Source organism: Streptomyces sp. XY431, from assembly GCF_001279805.1.
In the GTDB taxonomy this organism is placed as follows: domain Bacteria; phylum Actinomycetota; class Actinomycetes; order Streptomycetales; family Streptomycetaceae; genus Kitasatospora; species Kitasatospora purpeofusca.
In genome coordinates, this window is the sequence record NZ_LGDO01000069.1 from 1 (window position 1) to 19,905 (window position 19,905).

Consider the following 19,905-nt stretch of genomic DNA (forward strand, 5'->3'; position numbering starts at 1 on the left):
GGCCGGTGGCGGCGGGCGGGGCGCCGGGGAGCGAGAGGAGCAGCCGGCCGTCGACCCAGGTGGTCCAGCCGTTGGAGCAGAGCACCTGGGCCCAGTCCCCGGCACGGCCGAGCAACTGCAGCGGCAGCAGCGGGTCCAGCGGGGACGCGGGTTGCGCCGGGTCCGGGGCGGCCCAGCTGGGCAGGCCGTCGGGTGGGGCCACATGGGTGGGGCGGAACCCGAACTCGTCCATCGGCAGGGTCACTTCCGCAGGGTCGCTTCCGCTGATTCACTTCCGCATGATCGCCGGCTCCTGCCGGCGCAGCAGGGCGAGCACGGCGACGGCCAGCAGCACCGCGAGCCCGACCAGCAGGGCCAGTGACAGCAGCCACCCGGTCCGGTCCTGCCGGAACATCGGGTCGGCGGTGATCGCGGTCGGCAGGACGGTGTGCAGGTCGACGGTGCGGGCCATCGCGGACAGGCCCCAGCGGGACGGCACCAGCCAGGCGAACTGCTCCAGGCCGGGCACACCGTGCAGCTTCAGCATGGCGCCGCTGAACACGATCTGCACCACGGAGAGCAGCACCAGCAGCGGCATCGTCGCCTCCTCCTTGCGGACCAGCGCGGACACCAGCAGGCCGAGCATCATCGCGGAGAAGGACAGCAACGCCACCGCGATGATCAGCTCGGCCAGTGGCGGCAGCAGTACGCCGCTGTGCACCGTCACCCCGTTGGCCAGGGTCGGGCTCAGATCGACGCCGGCCAGGCCGACCACCGTCAGTACGGCGGCCTGCCCCACCGTGATCGTGCCGAGCACCACCACCTTGGAGACCAGATAGGCCGAGCGGGACAGCCCGACCACGCGTTCTCGCTGGTAGATCGGCCGTTCCTTGACGATCTCGCGCACCGCGTTGGCCGAGCCGGTGAGCAGACCGCCGATGCAGAGGGTGAGCAGGCAGTTCAGCGCGTTGTCGGAGGAGAGCCGGCTGCCCGCCATCGCCCGGCACATCACGCCGATCAGGAACGGCAGGGCGATCATCACGGTCAGGAACAGCCGGTCCGCGGCGAGCACCGCCGTGTAGCGGCGGATCAGGGTGCCCAGCTGGGGGAACCAGCCCTGCGGCTGCTCCGGGCCGATGGTGTCGGCGGCCTCCGCCCCGGGAGCGGCCACCGGGACCGGCCGCACGGGCGGCAGGGCCCCGGCGGCGACGTACCGCTCGTACTGGGGCGACTCCCGGAACCGGCGCTGCCAGGCCGCGTGGTCCTCGTTCTCGAACGCCTCGAAGGCCTGCGGCCACTCGGTGAAGCCGAAGAACGGCAGGGCCTCGTCGGGCGGGCCGTAGTAGGCGGTGCGACCGCCGGGGGCGAGCACCAGGAGGCGGTCGCAGACGTCCAGGCTGAGCACACTGTGGGTGACCACGACGACGGTGCGTCCGTCGTCGGCCAGACCGCGCAGCATCTGCATCACCGAGCGCTCCATGCCCGGGTCCAGGCCGGAGGTGGGCTCGTCGAGGAAGAGCAGCGAGGGTTTGGTGAGCAGTTCGAGGGCGACGCTGACGCGCTTGCGCTGGCCGCCGGAGAGGCTGGAGATCACCAGGTCGGCGCGGGCGTCCAGGCCGAGTTCGTGGATCACCTCGGAGACCCTGGCCTCCCGCTCCTCCTTGGCGGTGTCGCCGGGGAAGCGCAGTTCGGCGGCGTAGGAGAGCGCGCGGCGGACGGTCAGCTGGGTGTGCAGGATGTCGTCCTGCGGCACCAGGCCGATCCGGCGGCGCAGCTCGGCGTAGTCGCGGTAGAGGTCTCGGCCGTCGTAGAGCACGGTGCCCTCGTCGGCCGGACGCAGCCCGGTGAGCGCGTTGAGCAGGGTGGACTTGCCGGCGCCGCTGGGGCCGGCCACGGCGAGCAGGGCCTTCTCGGCGAGCGGGAAGGAGACGTCGTCGAGCAGCACCCGCCGGTCGGAGCCGACCCGCACGACCAGGCCCTGCACATTGAGCGAGACCTCCCCGGTGTCGGTGTACTCGACGAGCTCGTCGCCGGAGAGGCAGAGCGCGAAGTGTCCGATGCCGACGATGTCCGCCGGGCCGAGCGGGGCCCGCTGGACGGGGCGGCCGTTGAGGTAGGTGCCGTTGTGGCTGCCCAGGTCGACGATCTCGTGGCCGCCGTCGGGCAGGGTGCGCAGTTCGGCGTGGTGCCGGGAGACCACGAGGTCCTCCAGCACCAGCTCGTTGTCGGGGGCCCGGCCGATCCGCACCGTCCGGCCGGGCAGCCGCAGCACGGCGCTGGGCCGGCGGAAGGTGCCGGAGACGCCCGGGGCGACGAGCGAGGGCCGCTCGGCCGGGGCGGCGGCGGGCAGGCCGGCGAAGGTGGCGGACGGCCCGTCCGCCGCGTCGCCGAACCGCAGCCTGGTGCCGGGGCCGACCTCCTCGGACCGGATCCGGCGACTGTCGGCGAAGGTGCCGTTGGTGCTGCCGACGTCCTCCAGCTGCCAGTGGTCGGCGGTGGTGTGCAGCACGGCGTGGTGCCAGGAGACCCGGGGGTCGTCGAGGACGATCTCGCTGGTCGGGTCGCGGCCGACGTGGTACGCCCGGCGCGGATCGAGCAACTGCGAATCCGTGTCGGTGACGAGGACCAGGGGCGGCGCGTCGGGCGCGCCCGGGCGCTCTCCCATGCTTCGGAGTCTAGTCGGGTGGCGCCGACCCGGCCCGATCACCGGACCCGGCGGCGCCCGCCCGGCCCGGTCACGCAGGGTGCGGACCGGTCGGCCGGGCCGATGCCACGGAATTGGACTGGACCACTGGATTGCCGCCCGGGTACTGCCCTATCGTTCGGGGAGATCTGTACGGTCGTCGGGGCCCTCCGTACGACACGCCACGCGAGCCCCGGGATGGATCCATTGAGCGTCTGGCCGCAGTTGCGCGACACCCGAACGGTCAGAGCCGGCGTCGCGCCCGGGACGGTGCTCCGCTGCGGCCTCGTCGACACCATGCTCGCCGACCTCTCCGTCTCGGTCGTGCTGTTCTTCGACCGGGCCCTGGACGAGGAGCGGCTCGCCGCCGGGCTGGCCCGGGCACTGGAGCGGGTCCCGGTGTTCGCCGGCCGACTGCGCACCGTCGACGGGGTGTTGGAGGCGGTCTGCGACGACTCCGGTGTGCCGATGGTGAGTTACCGCGTCGACGGCACCCTCGCCGAGTCGATGGGCCGGGTCACCGCGCCCGGCGCGCAGCACGTCGACCCGCTGGACGCCCGGGCCGCCCGGACCGGCGACGGGCCGCTGTTCGGCGTCCGGGTCACCCGCACTGGCGACGGCGGCACCGTGCTCGGCTGCTCCTGGCACCACGCGATCGGCGACCTCCAGAGCTTCGCCCTGCTGCTGCGCGCCTGGTCGGCGGCGGTCGAGGGGGAGGAGCTGCCGGTGGCCGAACTCGTCGAGGACCAGGACGCGTTGCTCGACCGGGTGCTGCCCGCCGAGGACTGCGGCCGGCCCGGCTTCCGGGTGCCCGAGGAGGGCGAACGCCTGCTGCTGGACCGCGAGGTGGTGGCCGGACCGCGCGCCAACCGGACCGTGCAGCTCTACTTCGGGGACGACGAGATCGCCCGGATGCGCGAGGAGTTCGGCGCGGCGGCCGGGGTCAAGGTCTCCGCCGGCGACGCCGTCTGCGCCCATGTCGTGCACACCGTCAGGGAGTTGGACGGCGACCGGGAGACCCGCTGGCTCACCGTCCCGGTCAACGTCCGACGCCCGCTCGGCCTGCCGGACACCCTGATCGGCAACCTGCTCGGCGACATCCACCTGCCGTACACGCCCGCCGACGGCCCCGGCGCCCTCGCCGGGGCGCTGCGCACCGCCGTGCGGGACTACGCGGAGGAGCACCTCAACCTGCGCTCCAACCTCCGCTTCCTGGCCGAGCTGGGCCGCCCCGGGCTGGCCGGGTGCGTGCCGCTCGGCTTCGACCCGCAGCACCGCCGGTTCAGCTTCTCCAACTGGAGCCGCTTCGGTCTCTACGACGCCAGCTTCCAGGGGCAGCGGCCGGTGTTCTTCAGTCCGACCGCCAACTACCCGCTGCCGTGGGTCTCGTGGAGCGTGGAGGGCTTCGGCGGCACCGGACTCCTCACCACGCTGGTGGTCCCCGCCCGGCTGGCCGCGCGGCTGCGGGGGACGGACGGCCGGGCGGCCCTGCACCGCTACCGGGACCCGTCGGACCCGCTTCCGGCGCTGCTCGCGGCCGTGCCCAAGGTGCTCTGAACCGGCACCGGCACCGGCACCGGCGCCGGCACCGGCGCCGATCGCGACGCGGAACGCCGACCGGGGACGGCCTTGGTGGCCGCCCCCGGGGGCACTCGGTGCGGAGTCGCTGCGGACCCGGTGCGGGACCTACTTCATGACGGCGCGCAGCGCGTGCCGCAGCTGCTCCCGGTCGGGCTGCAGTGCCCGGTCCAGCTCGGGGGCGAACGGCAGTACCGTGCCGTCCGGCCGGGTGATCCGGCGGGGCGGGGCGGTGAGCCGGAACTCCTCGGCGGCGGTGGCCAGCACCTCCGCGCCGATCCCGCAGCTGCGGTTGGAGTCGTCGATCACCACCAGGCGTCCGGTGCGCTCCAGCGACTCGCCCAGCGCGGCCCAGTCGAACGGGTACAGCGTGCGCGGGTCGAGCACCTCGACCGAGATCTCACCGGCGAGTTCCTCGGCCACCGCCAGGGCGTCGTGCACCAGGTGCCCGACGGCCACCAGGGTGACGTCGGTGCCGGTGCGGTGCACCCGGGCCCGGCCGAGCGGCACCGGGGCGAGGTCCCAGGTGACGGTCTCCCGGACCGGCAGCGCGGCGGCCGGGGCGAACACCACCACCGGGTCCGGGTCCTGGATCGCCGAGCGGAGCAGTCCGTAGGCGTCGGTCGGCGTGGCCGGGACGACGGTCTTCACCCCCGAGTGCGCGAACAGGCTGTAGGGGTGGTCCGAGTGCTGGCCCGCCCAGCCGCTCCGGGAGCCGGAGCCGGGGACCAGGCAGGTGAGCGGGACGCCCGACTGCCCGCCGCTCATCAGCGAGAACTTGTGCGCCTGGTTGACGAGTTGCTCGAAGACCAGGAACAGCAGGGACGGGATCTGGAACTCCAGCACCGGCCGCCGCCCGGCCAGTGCCGCACCGACCGCCATCGCGGTGAACGCCTGCTCGGAGAGCGGGGTGTCGACGATCCGCTCCGCCCCGAACCGGTCCAGCAGCCCGAGCGTGGGCCCGGCCATCCCGGCGCCGATGTCCTCGCCGAACACGCAGACCGCGGGGTCGGTGTCCAACTCGTCGGCCAGCGCCCGGTTGAGCGCCTTGGTGTACGACAGTCTCATGCGACCGCCCCCGCCCGGGGCCGCAGGCCGGAGGCGTACAGGTGGTCGGCGGCGCCGGCCGGGTCCGGGTGCGGCGAGGCGAGCGCGAACTCCTCGGCCGCCGCGAGTTCGGCGGCGACCTCGGCGTCCAGGGCGGCGGCGCGCCCGGCGCCGATCGCGGTGGCGGCCCGGGGGAGCGGGTCGCGTTCGCGCCAGGCGTCCACCTCCTCGGGGGTGCGGTAGTGCAGCTTCATCAGCCGTTCCATGGTGTGGTGGCCCTCGAACCGGTAGGTGCGGCATTCCAGGAAGCCGGGTCCGCCGCCGTTCCGGGCCCGGGCGACGGCCTCCTCGGCGGCGGCCCGCACCGCCTCGGTGTCCATGCCGTCCACCTCGGTGGCCGGGATGCCGAAGGCGGCGGCCCGGCCGATCGCGCTGCCCGCCACCGCGGTGCCGGCGGGCAGGGTGGTGGCGTAGCCGTTGTTCTCGCAGACGAAGAGCACCGGCAGCCGCCACATCGCGGCCAGGTTGAGCGACTCCAGCAGCACGCCCTGGTTGAGCGCGCCGTCGCCGAAGAACGCCACCGCGACCGCGTCCGAGCCGGCCTGCCGGTCGGCCCAGGCGGCGCCGACCGCGATCGGGGCGCCGGCGCCGACGATGCCGTTGGCGCCGAGGATGCCCAGCCGCAGGTCGGCGGCGTGCATCGAGCCGCCCCGGCCCCGGTTGGACCCGCCGACGCGCCCGGCGAGTTCGGCCAGCATCCGGGCCGGGTCGAGTCCCCGGGCCAGCACATGGCCGTGGCCCCGGTGGGTGGAGGCGAGCCGGTCGCCCGCGCCGAGCGCGGCGCAGACGCCGACCGCGACGGCCTCCTGCCCGATGTAGGGGTGGATGCCGCCGGTGATCACCCCGGACTTGACCAGGCCGAGGGCCCGCTCCTCGAAGGAGCGGATCAGCCGCAGCATCCGGTACCGCCGCTCGGGCGTGTCGAGCGCCGCCACGGCGGGTGGGGCGCCTGGTGCGGTGTCGGCGGGCGCGGTGTCGGCGGGTGCGGTGCCGGCAGGCGCGGTGTCGGCGGGTGCCCCAGGGGTCACAGCTCTCCCCGCCAGACGGTCGGGCAGAAGTCCGGGTCGGCGTAGTCGGGCCGGCCGTCGGGGGTGCGGCGGACCAGCACGTCGTGGTTGTAGACCACCGGCCCGCCGTCCGGGCGGGTGGCGGCCTGGTACGTGTTGCCGCCGTCCTGGAGGTGCAGCGAGACCGCCCGGCGCGGGTAGGAGGCCAGGTTGGGACCGCTGCCGTGGTAGGTGCGGCAGTGGTGGAAGCTGACGTGCCCGCGCGGGATGACCATCGGGACCTTGCGGACCTCGGTGCCGTTGTACTCCGCGTTGGCGTCCAGGATGGAGTCCAGCTCGGAGTTGTCGCGTTCGGCGAAGTGCCGGGTGGAGTCCTCCCCGGAGGGCAGCTCCTTCCAGCGGTGGCTGCCGTCGACCATGGTGATGGTGCCGTTCTCCTCGCTGCAGTCGTGGAACGGCAGGAAGGCGGTCAGCATCCGGTCCGAGGAGGAGGTCTGCCAGTAGTGCTTGTCGAAGTGCCACGGCACCTGGTTGCTGGGCTCGCCCGGCACCGGGGGCTTGTAGATGAGGGTGGCCTGGAAGACCCGGACCTCCTCGGCCTCGGCGAGCAGCGCGGCGACGGCGCCGAGCAGCGGCTTGCGCAGGATCGCGCCGATCGCGTCGCTCTCGTAGTGCACGTAGTCGTTGTGCCGCTGGACCGGGCCGTCCGCGGCCTCCCAGGCGGCCAGGCGCGGCGGGCGGACCGGCAGGGTGCGGTCGCGGTGGCCGGTGTAGTAGTGCTCGGTGGCGGCCTGGAGGGTGTCCAGCTCCTCGTCGCTGAACAGCCGGCGGGACAGGTACCAGCCGTGCTCCAGGTAGCCGGCCACCTCCTCGGGGGTGGGCAGCAGGGCGCGTTCGGCCTCGGTGAGGTGGAACTCGGGTGCGGTGGTCATGGGGGTCGGGCCTCCTCTTCGGGCGGTGCGGGTGGAATCAGACGGAGGCGGCGGCGCGCTGCCGTTCGACGGCCTCGTACAGGGCCTTGATGTTGGCGGTGCCGAAGGTGCCGGCGCCCTGGCGCTCGATCAGCTCCACGAAGTACGTCCGCCGAGGGTGGGTGGACCGGGCGAAGATCTGGAACAGCTGCCCGCCGTGGTCCTGGTCGACCAGGACGTCCAGTTCGCGCAGGGTCTCGACCGGGATGGCGGTGGCGCCGAGCCGCTCGGCGAGCGCGTCGTAGTAGGTGCCGGGCGTGGTCAGGAACGCCACGCCGCGGTCGCGGGCGCCGCGCACGGCGGTGGCGATGTCCCCGGTGCGGAAGGCGAGGTGCTGGACACCGGCGCCGTCGTGGTCGGCGAGGAAGGTGTCGATCTGGCCCGCCCGGCGGCTGGTGTCGGGCTCGATCAGGGTGAAGGTGACCTCGCCGGAGGCGCTCTGCACCACGCTGGAGTCCATCGCCTGCTCGCCGACCTCGATGTACTCGCCGAAGATCCGGTGCATGCCGAGCGCGGCCTCGCAGAAGCGCACCGCGTCCGCCAGTTGGCCGGCCGGCAGGCAGATCGCGGCGTGGTCGAGGGCGTCCAGCAGCGGCGGGCCGGCCCCGTCCGGCTCGGCCGCGGCCGGCGCCTCGGGGACGAACCGCAGGGCGGTGTCGCCGAAGCCGGCCACCAGTCCGCCGGTCCGGTCCAGGACGCGGGCGCCGTGCCGCTCGGCGCGGTCGAGGGCGGCCTGCGGGTCGGGGCAGGAGAGCGCGAGGGCGGCCACGCCCTCGCCGTGCCGGGCGGCGTAGCGGGCCACCGGGTGCTCCGGGTCGGCGGCGGAGCGCAGCAGGAACTTGATGCTGCCCTGGCGCACCAGGACGGTGCGGGCGTGTGCGGACTCGGCTGCGGCGAGCTGTTCCGGCTCGGGCGGGACGGCGGTGAAGCCGTAGTCGGCGCAGAGCCCCGCCGCGGTGGCGTCGGCGTCGGCGCTGTGGTACTCGACGTGGGCTATGGACTGGATGGACAACGGGATCTCCCCGGGGGATCGCGAGTTGACGAGTGGCCTGGCACGGGTGTCCGCGCCGCGCCGCAGGGCGGCGTCAGCGGAGGGACGGGGTGGAGGCGGGCTCGAAGACCAGGCTGAGGTTGTGCCCGCCGAAGGCGAAGGCGTTGCTCAGGGCCGCGGTGAGCGGGCCGGTGCGGGCCGCGCCCCGGACGTGGTCCAGGTCGCAGGCCGGGTCCGGCTCGGTGAGGTTGACGGTCGGTGGCAGCGTCCCCCGGGCCACCGCGAGCGCGGTGACCGCTGCCTCCAACGCGCCTGCGGCGCCCAGTAGATGACCGGTGGCCCCCTTGGTGGAGCTGACTGCGGGGGTGTGTCCGCCGAAGACGGCCCGCAGGGCGGCGGTCTCGGCGACGTCGCCGAGCTTGGTGCCGGTGCCGTGGGCGTTGACGTAGCCGATGTCGGCCGGGGTCAGGCCCGCGTTGGCGAGGGCGGAGCGCATCGCGTCGGCGGCGCCCGCGCCGTCGGGGCGCGGCATGGTCGGGTGGTGCGCGTCGGTGGAGGCGCCCCAGCCGGTGAGTTCGGCGTAGCCGGCGGCGCCGCGGGCGGCGGCGTGCTCGGGGCTCTCCAGGATCAGGACGGCGCTGCCCTCGCCCAGCACGAAGCCGTTGCGGCGGCTGTCGAACGGTCGGCTCGCCTGCGTCGGGTCGTCCCAACCGGAGGACAGCGCACGGGCGTTGGTGAAGGCGGCGGCGATGGTGGGGTGCAGCGAGGATTCGGTGCCGCCGCACACCACCACGTCCGCGTCGCCGGAGCGGATCAGGCGCAGGCCCTCGGCGACGGCCTGGGCGCCGGCCGCGCAGGCGGTGACGATGGCCGTGCTGAAGCCGCGGATGCCGTGCTTGATGGCGATCCGGGCGGTGGCCATGTTGGAGAGCATGCCGGGCAGCAGGTACGGGCTGACGCCGGGTCGGCCGCGTTCGGTCCGCCGCTGCGACTGCTGCTCGAAGGTCTCCAGTCCGCCGCCGCCGGTGGCCAGCACCACGGCGGTGCGGTGCGGGTCGGCGTCGCGGCCGACGACCAGGCCGGCGTCGGCGAGGGCGTCGTCGGCGGCGGCCAGCGCGAGCAGCACGAAGCGGTCCACGCAGCGGGTCTCGGTGGGCGGCAGCACCTCGCGGCCGTCGATCGCCGGGGCGATGCCGGCGGCGTTCAGCCAGCCGTGGGCGGCGTGGCCCTCGGGGACGGCGCGGATGCCGGAGCGGCCGGCGGTGAGGGCGTCGAAGACCTCGGCGGGCTTGCGGCCGAGCGGGGTGACCAGGCCGATGCCGGTGACCACGGCGCCCGGGCGGCGGGCGGCGCTCATCGGGCGGCCACCGGGAGGGCGGCTTCCGGGAGGGCGGCCGCCGGAGTGGCGGCTGCCGGGGCGGTGGCTGCCGGAGCGGTGGCGACCGAGTCGAGGTAGCGCTGGCGCAGCAGCACCTTGCGCACCTTGCCGGTCGGGCCGAGCGGGATGTCGTCCCCGGAGACCACGAGCACCTGGCGGACGGTGGCCGCGGCCGCCTCGTCCAGGGCGGCGGTGACGCCCTCGGTGCGGTCGGCGTCCGGGTCGGCGCCGGCGGCGAGGACCAGCAGCACATCGGTGACCACCCGGTCGCCGTCGCGCACCGCGACCACGGTGCAGTCCAGCACGTCGGGGTGGGCGGCCAGTACCCGCTCCTCCGACATGGCGGTGAACAGCCGCTTGCCGTCGCCGAGTTCGACCGAGTCGACGGCCCGGTCGACGTGGTAGTAGTAGCCCTCCTCGTCCCGGTACATCAGGTCGCCGGTGAGGAAGCGGCCGCGCAGCCGGGTGCGGTAGGTGGTGGCCGAGTCGTTCCAGTAGCCGAGTGCCAGGGTCGGTGAGGTGGTGGCGAGTTCGCCGACCTCGCCGGGGCCGAGGGGCTCGCCGTCCGGGCCGACCAGCTCGCAGTCGACGAAGGCGTGCGGGCGGCCGACGCAGCGGCCGTAGCGTTCGGTGCCGGGGCCGTGGGTGATGAAGAAGTGCGAGTGGCCCATCTCGGTGGAGCCGAGGCCGTCCACGAACAGCGATCCCGGCACCCGGACCCGGCCCTCGCGGGTGACCGACTCGCGACTGCCGGCGGCGACGAGGCGGCGGATGTGCACCTCGTGGGCGCAGTCGCCGGTGTTCCACCAGAGCGCGACGGAGTCCAACTGCCGTGCGGTGAGGTCGTGGTGGGCGAGCTCGGCCCAGGTGGCGGCGAAGCCGACCACGCCGCTGGGGCGCCACTGCTCGATCGCGTCCAGCACACCGGCGCCGGACTGGCTGGAGAGCACGGCGAGTCGGGTGTGCGAGGCGAGCGAGAGGTTGACCGCGATCAGGGTGGCGGCGTGCGGGGCGGGCAGGGCGCTGAGCATCCGCTCCTGTCCCTGCGGGCGGGGCAGCCGGGCGCGGTGGCGGATCGCCGCGTAGAGGCTCGCGTGCGAGTGGACCACGGCCTTGGGCAGTCCGGTGGTGCCGGAGGAGTGGGTGATCGCCACCGGGTCGTCGGCCGAGTGCCGGTAGGGCGCGGGGGCGGCCTGCGGGTCGCCGGCGCCGAGCGTGGCGATCTCCGGCAGCGCGGGGGCGCCGGTCTCGTGGCCGGCCAGCGCGGCCAGGTGCGGCGGGTCGGCGAGGACGCCGACCGGGCCGAGCTTGGCGACGTAGCGGGCGGCCCGCTCGCCGTCCAGGTTGGGGTTGAGCAGCGCGGGGATGGCGCCGATCCGGGCCAGCGCGAGGAAGGCGAGGACCTGGTCGGCGGCGTCGCCGGCGTACACCACCACCGGGTCGCGGCGGCCGATGCCGAGGGCGTGCAGGGCGGCGGCCCGGGCCCGGACGGCGCGGTCCAGCTCGGTGAGGGTCAGCGGGTGCCAGGCGGCGTGCTCGTCCACCGGGGTGTCGAAGGTCAGCAGCGGCTCGTCGAGGCCGAGGCCGAGTTCGATGCGGCGGGTGAGGACGTTTCCGGCGCCGACGGCCGGGTCGTCAGCCAGCAGGGTGCGGATACTGCGGATGCTCACGGGGTGGATCCCTCCCGAGGTGCGGGGCGTGCAGGGTGTGCGGGCGTGCTGCGGCGGGACGCGGCGGGTTCGGGTCGGTGCTGAGGTCGGTGCTTCGGGTCGGTGCTTCGGTCGGTTCGAGATCCGGTCAGGCGACGGTGACCAGCAGGGCCACGGCCCGGTCGGCGCCGTCGGCGTCCTCCGCACTGCGGTCGTCGGCCTGCTCGGCGGCGATGACGAGCACCTGGTCGGCGTCGCCGTCGGCGAGCAGCAGCTCCGCCAGCTCCAGCGCGTCCTGGGGGACCCGTCCGGGTGGCGGGGGCTGGCTCGGGCAGATCGCCACCACGGGGCCGGTCAGGCCCCAGCGGGCGGCGATGTGGCCGAGCACGGCGTTCGGGTTGGACTGGAAGAACAGCAGCGGGGGCATCCGCCGGGCGGTGTCGGCGGCGGCCTCCTCGATGGCCCGGGCGGTGGCGAGGTCGCCGCTCGCGCTGGCCAGCAGCAGTGCCGTCCGGCCGGGCGCGGGGGCGGTGCCGTGGTGGGCGCGCAGGCAGCGCTCGGCGGTCTCGGCGACCAGCGGGTTGAAGCTGGACGCGGAGAAGCCGGGCAGCGGCGGCAGTTGCTCGGGCCCGGGGGCGTCGGGGTCGGGCCAGGCGGCCTCGGCGAGGATGCGCAGCGCGGTCATCGGGCGGCCACCAGGAGTGCGGTGTTGGCGCCGCCGAAGGCGGAGTTGAGGGTGAGCGCGTAGCGCGGCCGGGCGGCGCGGGGGCCGTCCAGGACGAGGTCCAGGCCGATCTCCGGGTCCGGGCCCAGCCAGCCGGCGTTGACCGGCAGCAGTCCGTCGGTCAACGCGCCGATGGTGACCACGAGTTCGAGCAGTGCCGAGGCCTCCAGGGCGTGGCCGTGCACGGCCTTGCTGGAGCTGACCGGGAGTCGGTCGGTGTGCCCGCCGAAGACCCGCCGCAGGGCGAGGGCCTCGGCGTGGTCGGAGAGGGTCGAGCCGGTGCCGTTGGCGTTGACGTAGTCGACGTCCTCGGGCGCGATGCCGGCCCGGCCGAGCGCGGCCACGATCGCCCGGGCCACGCCGTCGCCGTCGGGTTCGGGGCGGCAGACGTGGTGGGCGTCGCCGGCCCGGCCCCAGCCGGCCAGCCGGGCCAGCACGGGGGCGCCGCGCCGTTCGGCCTCCGTTTCGGCCTCGACCAGGACGGCGACCGCCGCGTCACCGAGCAGGGTGCCGCTGCGGCCGGTGCTGAACGGGCGCAGCTCGCCGTCCCGGGCGAGCGCCCGGCCGGCGTCGAAGGCGGCGAAGACACCCGGTTCGACCAGGTGCCCGGCGGCGACCAGGACCCGGGGCCGACGGCCGGTGGCGACCAGTTGGGCGGCGTCGGCGACGGCGGTTCCGGCCGCCACGCAGGCGCCGGTGTAGGCGCGCAGGACCCCGGGGCCGCCCCAGCGGGCGGTGGTCCCGGCGGAGACCTCGGCCAGGGTGGCCCGGGTGTGCCGGTCGCTGTGGAGGGCGAGCAGCACGGGCGGGCCGCCGTCGGGGTCGGCAGCCGGGTCGAGGCCGGCCCGGCGGCAGGCCTGGCCGACGGCGGCGAGCACCGCGTCGGCGAGCGGGCGCGGTTCGGGCAGCAGCGCGGCGCGGGTGGTGCGGCGGGCGGACACGTCGAACCGGGTGACCGGGCCGAACGCGGCCTTGCCGTGCACGACGGCCTCGGCGAGCGCGGTGGTCCCTTCGCCGGCGGCGCTGAGCACGCCGACGCCGGTCACCACGGGCCGGACGGCGGTCGGGGCGTGGCGGTTCATGGCCGCGCGGCCCCCGCGGCTCCCGTGGCTCCCGCGGTGACGGCGGCGCGGAACACCGCGACGGCGTCGTCCACCGTCCGGACGGCCTCGAAGGCCTCGTCGTCGAGGTCCGGCTCGATGCCGTACCGCTGCTCGAACTCGGCTATCAGCCAGGTGAGTTCGAGTGAGCCGAGCTCATCGGGCACGTCCTCGGCGGCGCGCTGCCCGAACGCCGCGAGCATCTCCAGGACCTCGGCCCGGTCGGGGCGGGCGAGGTCGGTCACGCCGGGCTGCCCGAGGTGGCGGTGGCGGCGGTGATCCGGGCCTCGACGTCGGCGGTGAACTGGTCGAGCGTCATCAGCGCGGTGGTCTCCATCTCGTCGAGGTCGAACTTGACCCCGAACTCGTCCTCGACCTGGACCGAGAGGTCGGCGAGGGCGAGCGACTCCAGGTCCAGGCCGGCCGGGCCGAGGTCGGTGTCGCCGGTGACGCCCTCGACGTCGTACTGCATCTCGGCCAGTGCGGCGAGGACGAACGCGCGGATGCGGTCCTGCATGGTGTGCTCCTTGTGCCCGGGCGCAGGCGGTGCGCACGGGGTCGTCGGGGAGGGGAAAGCTGCCCTTCGGGGCGGACTCGGGTACCTGCGGGCAGGCCGTGGCTGCCCGTCGGGGAATCCCGCCCGGCCCTTCCGGGTGGTTCGTGGCGGCCGGGGCACGAGGTCCCGGCCGGTGGCGTGGGGTGGCATGCGGGCGGGCGCGCCGGGTCGCGGCGCGCCCGGTTCAGCCGGCGGCGGCGCGCAGGGCGGCCGGGTCGCGCAGCAGCTTGCCGGTGGCGGTACGGGGGAGCTGGGGGAGGAAGGCGAGCCGGCGCGGCCGCTTGTAGGCGGCCAACTGCCGGGCGAGCCCGTCCTGGACGAGTGCCCGGTCGGCGCCGTCCTCGGCGGAGAGGTAGGCCTCGATCGCGCCCTCGTCGAAGACCACGACGGCCTCCCGGACCTGGGGGAGGGCGGCGAGGGTCTGCTCGACCTCGGTGAGGTCGACCTTGAGGCCGCCGATCGAGACCTGCGAGTCCCGGCGGCCGAGTACGGTGACCCGGCCGGTGCCGGGGTCGAGGGTGGCGGCGTCACGGGTGTGCAGCCAGCCGTCCGCCCAGCGGGTCGGGTCGTCGAGCCCGGGGTAGGGGGAGGCGGCGGTGCGCAGCCGCAGTTCGCCGTCGACGAGCCGCAGTTCCATGCCGTGCACGGGCTGCTTGGCCGGGTGCAGGGTGCCGTCCAGGTCGGTGGCGATCACCCCGAGCTCGGTCATCCCGTACATGGTGCCGAGCGGCACGCCGTAGCGGGCGGTGAAGCTCTCGGCCAGGCCGGGCCGGACCAGCTCGCCGGCGACCACCATCCGCCGCAGCTGCGGGAGTTGCGGCGGATCGGCCGCGCCGGCCAGCAGTTCGGCGTGGAACGGCACCCCGATCACGGTGGTCGGGCGGTCGTCGGCGGCGACCGTGCCGAGGATGCCCGCCGCCGTCATCCGGTCCGGGACGGTGAGCGGGGCGCGCGCGTGGAGGCTGTTGAGCAGCCCGCCGACCAGGCCGAGCACGTGCACCACCGAGGACAGCAGCACCACTCGCTCGCCCTCGCCGGGGAAGTCCACCAGCCTTCGGTAGCAGTCGAGTTCGCGGACCAGGTCGCTCGCGGTGCGGGCGATCACCTTGGCCGGGCCGGTGGAGCCCGAGCTGAGCTGGACCAGCGCGTGACCGGTCCCGGCGGGGCGGCCGTCGGGCCGTGCGACGGCCACCGGGTCGACCACGGAGTAGCCGCGCAGGGCGGACGCCGCGGGCCGCCCGGCGGAGCCGACCAGCACCTGCGGGCGCAGCCGGGCGACCGCCTGCTCGACCTCGTGCTCGGTCAGCCGGTGGTCGAGCAGTGCCACCTGGGCGCCCAGCCGCCAGGCGGCCAGGAGCACGGCGACGAAGCCCAGCGAGGGCGGCAGCCGCAGGGCGGCGGTGCCGCCCGGGCCGAGCCCGGCCGAGGCCAGTCGTTCGGCCTGCTCGGCGACCAGCGCGCGCAGGGCGTCGCGGTCGACGGGTGTGCCGAAGCGGAGGCACTCCTCACCCCCGGGGCCGGCCAGCAGCACCCGGTCGACCCAGTCGGCGGGAGCATCGGCGTGCGGGGGTGAGAAGGGCGCCGGTGAAGAAGAGGAAAAGCCGGTCAACGCCACTCCACACGTGAGGAGATTTGTCATGGACACTTGGTCGCTACTTTCCCGGGCCGTCGTCGGCACCAGGCAATACGTCCAATTCCGTTGCCAGACGATTGCACAGACGATTGGTCAAATCAAGGTCTATACCAATCAGGTCCAGACCTCCTACGCTGCCGATCCGTGGGCCGGTCCGAACGCGGCCGGTCCGGGAACGAGGACGCCCGTGGCACCACTCACGCTGGCCGGGATCGAACGCGCGGCGCGCGATCAACTTGCCCCGGAAATCTGGGACTTCGTCGAAGGCGGCAGTGGCGCGGAACGCACCCTGGCGGCGAACCGGGAAATGTTCGGACGCCATGCGTTCCGCCCGCGCGCGCTCGTCGACGTCTCCGTGTGCGCCCCGGCCGTCGATCTGCTCGGCGCCACGCTGCAACTCCCGGTGGGAATTGCCCCGATGGCCTACCACCGGTTGGTCCATCCGGACGGGGAAACAGCGACCGCTCGGGCGGCCGGAAAGGCCGGTGCGCTGCTCGTCGCCGGAATCTTCGCCAGCCGCACCCTGGAGGACATCGCCGAGGCCGCCACCGGCCCGCTCTGGCTCCAGCTCTACTGGCTGCGCCGCCGGGAGGCCCTCGCCGCCCTGGTCGAACGCGCCGAGGCGGCCGGCTACGCGGCCCTGCTGCTCACCGTCGACGCCCCCAGGATCGGCCGCCGGCTGCGCGATCTGCGCAATGGCTTCGCCGTCCCGCCGGAGATCCGCGCGGTCAACCTCGACCCCGCCCTGATGGCCGCCAGCCACCACGCGGGCCAAGGGAGTTCGGGCATCGCCGAGCACGCCAGGGAGCAGTTCGACCCCACCCTGACCTGGGCCGACCTCGCCTGGCTCCGCGAACGCAGCCGGCTGCCGCTGGTCCTCAAGGGCGTGCTGACCGCCGAGGACGCCCGCCGCGCCGCCGACCACGGCGTGGACGCGGTCGTGGTCTCCAACCACGGCGGCCGTCAACTCGACGGCGTGCTGCCCGCCCTCGCCGCGCTGCCCGAGGTCGTCGACGCCCTGCCGCCGCACATCCCGGCGCTGCTCGACGGCGGCGTCCGCAGCGGCGCCGACATCGCCGTCGCGCTCGCCCTGGGTGCCCGCGCCGTCCTGGTCGGCCGTCCGGCGTTCTGGGGCCTGGCCACCGGCGGCGAGGCCGGCGTCGGACAGGTCCTCGACCTGCTGCGCGACGAACTGGAGCACACCATGGCCCTGTTGGGCCGCCCCTCGGTCGCGGACCTGGACCGCACCGCCCTCGCACCCTGGCCGGTCTGACCGTGCGTGCACCCACCGCCCCCGACCTGGCAAGCACCGCCCCGACCGCCGCCCCGACCGCTGAACCGACCTCGACCCCGACCGCCGCGACCGAAAGACCGAGACCATGAACAGACAGGACGCCTTCCCCGGCTGGGACTGGGAGGACCCCGACGGCCTCGCCGAGCAGCTCGACCGCTTCAGCGCCGACGTCGCCACCTGCCGCAGCCTCGAACCGGCCGACGGCGGACTCCCGTTCGACCACCAGGACTTCACCGCCCTGGGCCTGACCGGCATCGAGTTCGCGGCCTTCAGGACCGCCCACCCGGGCGGCCTCGGCACCGACCTCACCGCGCTCCGCGGCCCCGACACCGCCACCGAGCCCGGCACGCTCTACCGGGTCGACGGCGACCGCTGGTTCACCCAGCTCGACATCTCCCGCCCGCTGCCCTTCGCCGACGCCAGCGTCGACTGGGTGTACGCCGAGCACCTGATCGAGCACGTCACCATGCCGGTGGCGATCGGCTGGCTGCGCGAGGCCCGACGGGTCCTGCGCCCCGGTGGCGTCCTGCGGATCACCACCCCCGACCTGGCCCGCTACCTGAACGGCTACGCCAAGGGCGACGGCTTCCTCGCCAAGCACCACCGCCGGCTCAGCACCATGGGCTTCGGCCCGCCGATGCCGCAGCGCCCGGCGTTCCTGGTCAACCAGATCTTCCGGTACTACGGTCACCAGTGGATCTACGATCTTGACGAACTGCGGCACGTCCTCACCGAGGCCGGCTTCGAGCAGGCGCGGATCCGCCACTGCGCCTACCGCGAGGGCGTCCGCGGTGACGTCGCCGACCTGGACACCGCCTTCCGCACCGACGAGACCGTCTACGTCGAGGCCGACCGCTGACCCGACGGCCGCCCGACCGGCGACCGCCGCCACGGCCGCCCGACCGGCCACCGCCGAACCGGCTGCCCACCCGACCGCCGGCCGCCGCCGCGGCCGACCGCCGCCCCGAGGAACCCCGATGCCCCTGCACCCCCAGGCCCAGGCCCTGCGCGACCGCCGCGCGAGCGCCGGCACGCCCCCGCTCTACCGCCTCACCGTGGCCGAGGCCCGCGCCGCCGACCTCGCCGACATCCGCGCCGCCGCGGGCACGCCCGAGCCGGTCGAAGCCGTCGAGGAGCACCTCCTCCCCGGCCCCGGCGGCGAGCTCACGCTCCGGCTCTACCGGCCCGCACCGCCCGCCGACGGCCGCCGCCCGGCCGTCCTGCTCTACCTGTTCGGCGGCGGCTGGACCCTCGGCTCGCCCGACACCAGCGACGCGATCTGCCGCGCGCTGACCAACGCCGTCGGCTGCGCCACCGCCTCCGTCGGCTACCGGCTGGCCCCCGAACACCCCTTCCCCGCCGCCGTCCAGGACTGCGCCGCCGCGGCCGACTGGCTCGCCGCCCACGGGGAGGAACTGGGCCTGGACACCGAACGCCTCGCCGTCGCCGGCGACAGCGCGGGCGGCAACCTCGCCGCCGTGCTCGCCCTGCTCGCCCGCGACCGGGGCGGCCCCGCGCTGCGCCACCAGCTGCTCGTCTACCCCAACACCGACGCCCGCGCCGACACCCCGTCGCTGCGTGAGCACGACGACCCGGCGCTGTTCAACCGCCGCTCGGTCGCCTGGTACTGGGGCAACTACCTGGCCGATCCGGCCGACGGCGAGCACCCGCACGCCTCCCCGCTGCGGGCCCCGGACCTGACCGGCCTGCCGCCCGCCACCGTCGTCACCGCCGAGTACGACCCGTTGCGCGACGAGGGCGAGCAGTACGCCGAGGCGCTGCGCGCGGCCGGGGTACCGGTGGAACTGCGCCGCTGGGAGGGCATGCCGCACGGCTTCTTCGCCATGACCGGCACCCTGGACGGCGCCGCCGAGGCCCAGACGTACGCGGCCGCGCGGCTGCGCGAGGCACTCGCGTGAGCGCCCCGGCCGTCCCGGCAGCCCCGTCCTCGGCCGCCGCCGGGCCCGTCACGCTCCCGCTCGCGGAACTGCACGGCTCGCTCGCGGACCCGCTGCTGGACGCGATGACCTTCCTGAACGAGGTCACCACCCGCTACCCGCAGGCGATCTCCTTCGCCCCCGGCCGCCCCTACGAGGGCTTCTTCGAGCCCGAGGACGTGCCCGCCTACCTGGACGCCTACCTCGACCACCTGGCGGCCACCGGCCTCGACCGCGACGCGATCCGCACCACGTTGTTCCAGTACGGCCCGACCAAGGGCATCATCAACGAGCTGGTCGCCCGCACCCTGGCCCACGACGAGGGCCTCACCGTGGCCCCGGAGGCGCTGGTGCTGACCGTCGGTGCCCAGGAGGGCATGCTGCTGACGCTGCGGGCGCTCTGCGCGGGCCCCGACGACGTGCTGCTGGTCAGCTCGCCCTGCTACGTCGGCGTCACCGGGGCCGCCCGGCTGCTCGACCTGACCACGGTGCCGGTCCCCGAGGGGCCGGAGGGCGGGCCTGACCCGGCCGCCGTCCGTGCAGCCGCGCGGGAGGTCCGCGCCACCGGCCGGCGCCCGCGCGCCCTGTACGTGGTGCCGGACTTCGCCAACCCCTCCGGCACCTCGATGCCGGTGGCCGCCCGGACCCGGCTGCTGGAGACGGCCGCCGAGGAGGGCCTGCTGATCGTCGAGGACAACCCGTACGGGTTCTTCGCCCGGGACATCGGCGCCCGGCCCACCCTGAAGGCGCTCGACCGCCACCGCCGGGTCGTCTACCTGGGCTCCTTCGCCAAGACCTGCTTCCCCGGCGCGCGGCTCGGCTATCTGGTCGCCGACCAGGAGGTGACCGGTCCGGGTGGCCGGCGCACCCTGCTGGCCGACGAGATCGCCAAGCTGAAGAGCATGACGACGGTCAACACCCCGGCCCTCAGCCAGGCCGTGATCGGCGGGATGCTGCTGACCCACGACTGTCGGCTGCGGGCCGCCAACGCCCCCGCGACGGCGCACTACGCGGCCGCGATGGGGGCGCTGCTGGCCGAGCTGGAGCGGCAGCTCCCGGCTGCCGAGCGGGACCGCCTGGGCGTGTCCTGGAACCTGCCGGAGGGCGGGTTCTTCGCCGTGCTCACGGTGGCGTTCGCGGCCGACGAAGCGGCGATGGAGCGCTGCGCGCGGGACTTCGGTGTGCTGTGGACGCCGATGGCGCCGTTCTACCCGGCCGGGGGCGGGGAGCACCGGTTGCGGCTCTCCATCAGCTCGTTGACGCCCGAGCGGATCGCGGAGGGCGTGGCCCGGCTCGCGGGCTTCCTGCGGGCGGGGGC

Annotated in this window: 17 protein-coding genes and 1 pseudogene; 5 read left to right on the plus strand and 13 right to left on the minus strand. The window is 75.1% G+C overall.

Annotated elements, in window-relative coordinates; translation table 11 throughout:
- Together ADK60_RS10160 and ADK60_RS10165 are read right to left on the minus strand one after the other, a co-directional pair.
- Positions 1-232: pseudogene (locus ADK60_RS10160) on the minus strand (hypothetical protein); the annotation flags it as partial.
- Positions 233-268: 36 nt separating this feature from the next.
- Complete coding sequence (locus ADK60_RS10165; protein ID WP_053645013.1) at positions 269-2,644, minus strand: FHA domain-containing protein; 2,376 nt, start codon at positions 2,642-2,644, stop codon at positions 269-271.
- A 225-nt stretch (positions 2,645-2,869) separates the two neighbouring features.
- Between ADK60_RS10165 and ADK60_RS10170 the strand changes: the two genes are divergently transcribed.
- On the plus strand, positions 2,870-4,219 hold the full coding sequence (locus tag ADK60_RS10170; RefSeq protein WP_053645015.1) for an acyltransferase: 1,350 nt from the start codon (positions 2,870-2,872) through the stop codon (positions 4,217-4,219).
- Positions 4,220-4,348: 129 nt separating this feature from the next.
- Here ADK60_RS10170 and ADK60_RS10175 read toward each other — a convergent pair whose 3' ends face one another.
- The 11 genes from ADK60_RS10175 to ADK60_RS10225 all read right to left on the minus strand — a co-directional run bounded on the left by ADK60_RS10175 (position 4,349) and on the right by ADK60_RS10225 (position 15,338).
- Positions 4,349-5,308 carry an alpha-ketoacid dehydrogenase subunit beta gene (locus ADK60_RS10175; protein WP_045942288.1) on the minus strand — a complete coding sequence of 320 codons (960 nt, stop codon included), beginning with the start codon at positions 5,306-5,308 and terminating at the stop codon, positions 4,349-4,351.
- Complete coding sequence (locus tag ADK60_RS10180; protein WP_234371019.1) at positions 5,305-6,375, minus strand: thiamine pyrophosphate-dependent dehydrogenase E1 component subunit alpha; 1,071 nt, start codon at positions 6,373-6,375, stop codon at positions 5,305-5,307. Before ADK60_RS10180 ends, ADK60_RS10175 begins: the two co-directional genes overlap by 4 nt.
- Positions 6,372-7,286, minus strand: coding sequence for a phytanoyl-CoA dioxygenase family protein (locus ADK60_RS10185; protein ID WP_053645018.1), 915 nt, complete (start codon positions 7,284-7,286; stop codon positions 6,372-6,374). The genes ADK60_RS10180 and ADK60_RS10185 overlap by 4 nt, the downstream gene beginning before the upstream one ends.
- A 37-nt stretch (positions 7,287-7,323) precedes the next feature.
- Positions 7,324-8,337 carry a 4-hydroxyphenylpyruvate dioxygenase gene (gene hppD, locus ADK60_RS10190; protein ID WP_053645019.1) on the minus strand — a complete coding sequence of 338 codons (1,014 nt, stop codon included), beginning with the start codon at positions 8,335-8,337 and terminating at the stop codon, positions 7,324-7,326.
- Between the two features lie 73 nt (positions 8,338-8,410).
- A complete protein-coding gene (locus ADK60_RS10195) occupies positions 8,411-9,673 on the minus strand; it encodes a beta-ketoacyl-[acyl-carrier-protein] synthase family protein (RefSeq protein ID WP_053645021.1) in 1,263 nt (420 codons plus the stop codon).
- Positions 9,670-11,364 (minus strand): class I adenylate-forming enzyme family protein, encoded by a 1,695-nt coding sequence (locus tag ADK60_RS10200; protein ID WP_053645023.1) that lies wholly within the window; start codon positions 11,362-11,364, stop codon positions 9,670-9,672. The genes ADK60_RS10195 and ADK60_RS10200 overlap by 4 nt, the downstream gene beginning before the upstream one ends.
- A gap of 127 nt (positions 11,365-11,491) precedes the next feature.
- Positions 11,492-12,028, minus strand: coding sequence for a hypothetical protein (locus ADK60_RS10205; protein ID WP_053645025.1), 537 nt, complete (start codon positions 12,026-12,028; stop codon positions 11,492-11,494).
- Entirely contained in the window at positions 12,025-13,149 is a 1,125-nt protein-coding gene (locus tag ADK60_RS10210) for a beta-ketoacyl-[acyl-carrier-protein] synthase family protein (protein WP_053645028.1), read from the minus strand. The genes ADK60_RS10205 and ADK60_RS10210 overlap by 4 nt, the downstream gene beginning before the upstream one ends.
- Positions 13,146-13,412 carry an acyl carrier protein gene (locus tag ADK60_RS10215; protein WP_234371020.1) on the minus strand — a complete coding sequence of 89 codons (267 nt, stop codon included), beginning with the start codon at positions 13,410-13,412 and terminating at the stop codon, positions 13,146-13,148. Before ADK60_RS10215 ends, ADK60_RS10210 begins: the two co-directional genes overlap by 4 nt.
- Positions 13,409-13,684 carry an acyl carrier protein gene (locus ADK60_RS10220; protein ID WP_030393194.1) on the minus strand — a complete coding sequence of 92 codons (276 nt, stop codon included), beginning with the start codon at positions 13,682-13,684 and terminating at the stop codon, positions 13,409-13,411. Before ADK60_RS10220 ends, ADK60_RS10215 begins: the two co-directional genes overlap by 4 nt.
- 223 nt (positions 13,685-13,907) lie before the next feature.
- Positions 13,908-15,338 (minus strand): class I adenylate-forming enzyme family protein, encoded by a 1,431-nt coding sequence (locus ADK60_RS10225; protein ID WP_502687412.1) that lies wholly within the window; start codon positions 15,336-15,338, stop codon positions 13,908-13,910.
- A gap of 205 nt (positions 15,339-15,543) precedes the next feature.
- Between ADK60_RS10225 and ADK60_RS10230 the strand changes: the two genes are divergently transcribed.
- The 4 genes from ADK60_RS10230 to ADK60_RS10245 all read left to right on the plus strand — a co-directional run.
- Complete coding sequence (locus ADK60_RS10230) at positions 15,544-16,629, plus strand: alpha-hydroxy acid oxidase (RefSeq protein ID WP_053645032.1); 1,086 nt, start codon at positions 15,544-15,546, stop codon at positions 16,627-16,629.
- A 106-nt stretch (positions 16,630-16,735) separates the two neighbouring features.
- Positions 16,736-17,509, plus strand: coding sequence for a methyltransferase domain-containing protein (locus ADK60_RS10235; protein WP_045942298.1), 774 nt, complete (start codon positions 16,736-16,738; stop codon positions 17,507-17,509).
- Positions 17,510-17,627: 118 nt separating this feature from the next.
- On the plus strand, positions 17,628-18,569 hold the full coding sequence (lipP1, locus tag ADK60_RS10240; protein ID WP_053645034.1) for a LipP1 family hormone-sensitive lipase: 942 nt from the start codon (positions 17,628-17,630) through the stop codon (positions 18,567-18,569).
- The coding region (locus ADK60_RS10245; RefSeq protein WP_053645036.1) for an aminotransferase-like domain-containing protein at positions 18,566-19,905 on the plus strand (1,340 nt) is incomplete at its 3' end. The genes lipP1 and ADK60_RS10245, both read left to right, overlap by 4 nt.

Bases quoted from the DNA above. Each gene is read 5' to 3' on its own strand.
- ADK60_RS10165 (WP_053645013.1), bottom strand. From the start codon at position 2,644: ATGGGAGAGCGCCCGGGCGCGCCCGACGCGCCGCCCCTGGTCCTCGTC.
- ADK60_RS10175 (WP_045942288.1), bottom strand. From the start codon at position 5,308: ATGAGACTGTCGTACACCAAGGCGCTCAACCGGGCGCTGGCCGACGAG.
- ADK60_RS10185 (WP_053645018.1), bottom strand. From the start codon at position 7,286: ATGACCACCGCACCCGAGTTCCACCTCACCGAGGCCGAACGCGCCCTG.
- ADK60_RS10195 (WP_053645021.1), bottom strand. From the start codon at position 9,673: ATGAGCGCCGCCCGCCGCCCGGGCGCCGTGGTCACCGGCATCGGCCTG.
- ADK60_RS10205 (WP_053645025.1), bottom strand. From the start codon at position 12,028: ATGACCGCGCTGCGCATCCTCGCCGAGGCCGCCTGGCCCGACCCCGAC.
- ADK60_RS10210 (WP_053645028.1), bottom strand. From the start codon at position 13,149: ATGAACCGCCACGCCCCGACCGCCGTCCGGCCCGTGGTGACCGGCGTC.
- ADK60_RS10220 (WP_030393194.1), bottom strand. From the start codon at position 13,684: ATGCAGGACCGCATCCGCGCGTTCGTCCTCGCCGCACTGGCCGAGATG.
- ADK60_RS10235 (WP_045942298.1), top strand. From the start codon at position 16,736: ATGAACAGACAGGACGCCTTCCCCGGCTGGGACTGGGAGGACCCCGAC.
- lipP1 (WP_053645034.1), top strand. From the start codon at position 17,628: ATGCCCCTGCACCCCCAGGCCCAGGCCCTGCGCGACCGCCGCGCGAGC.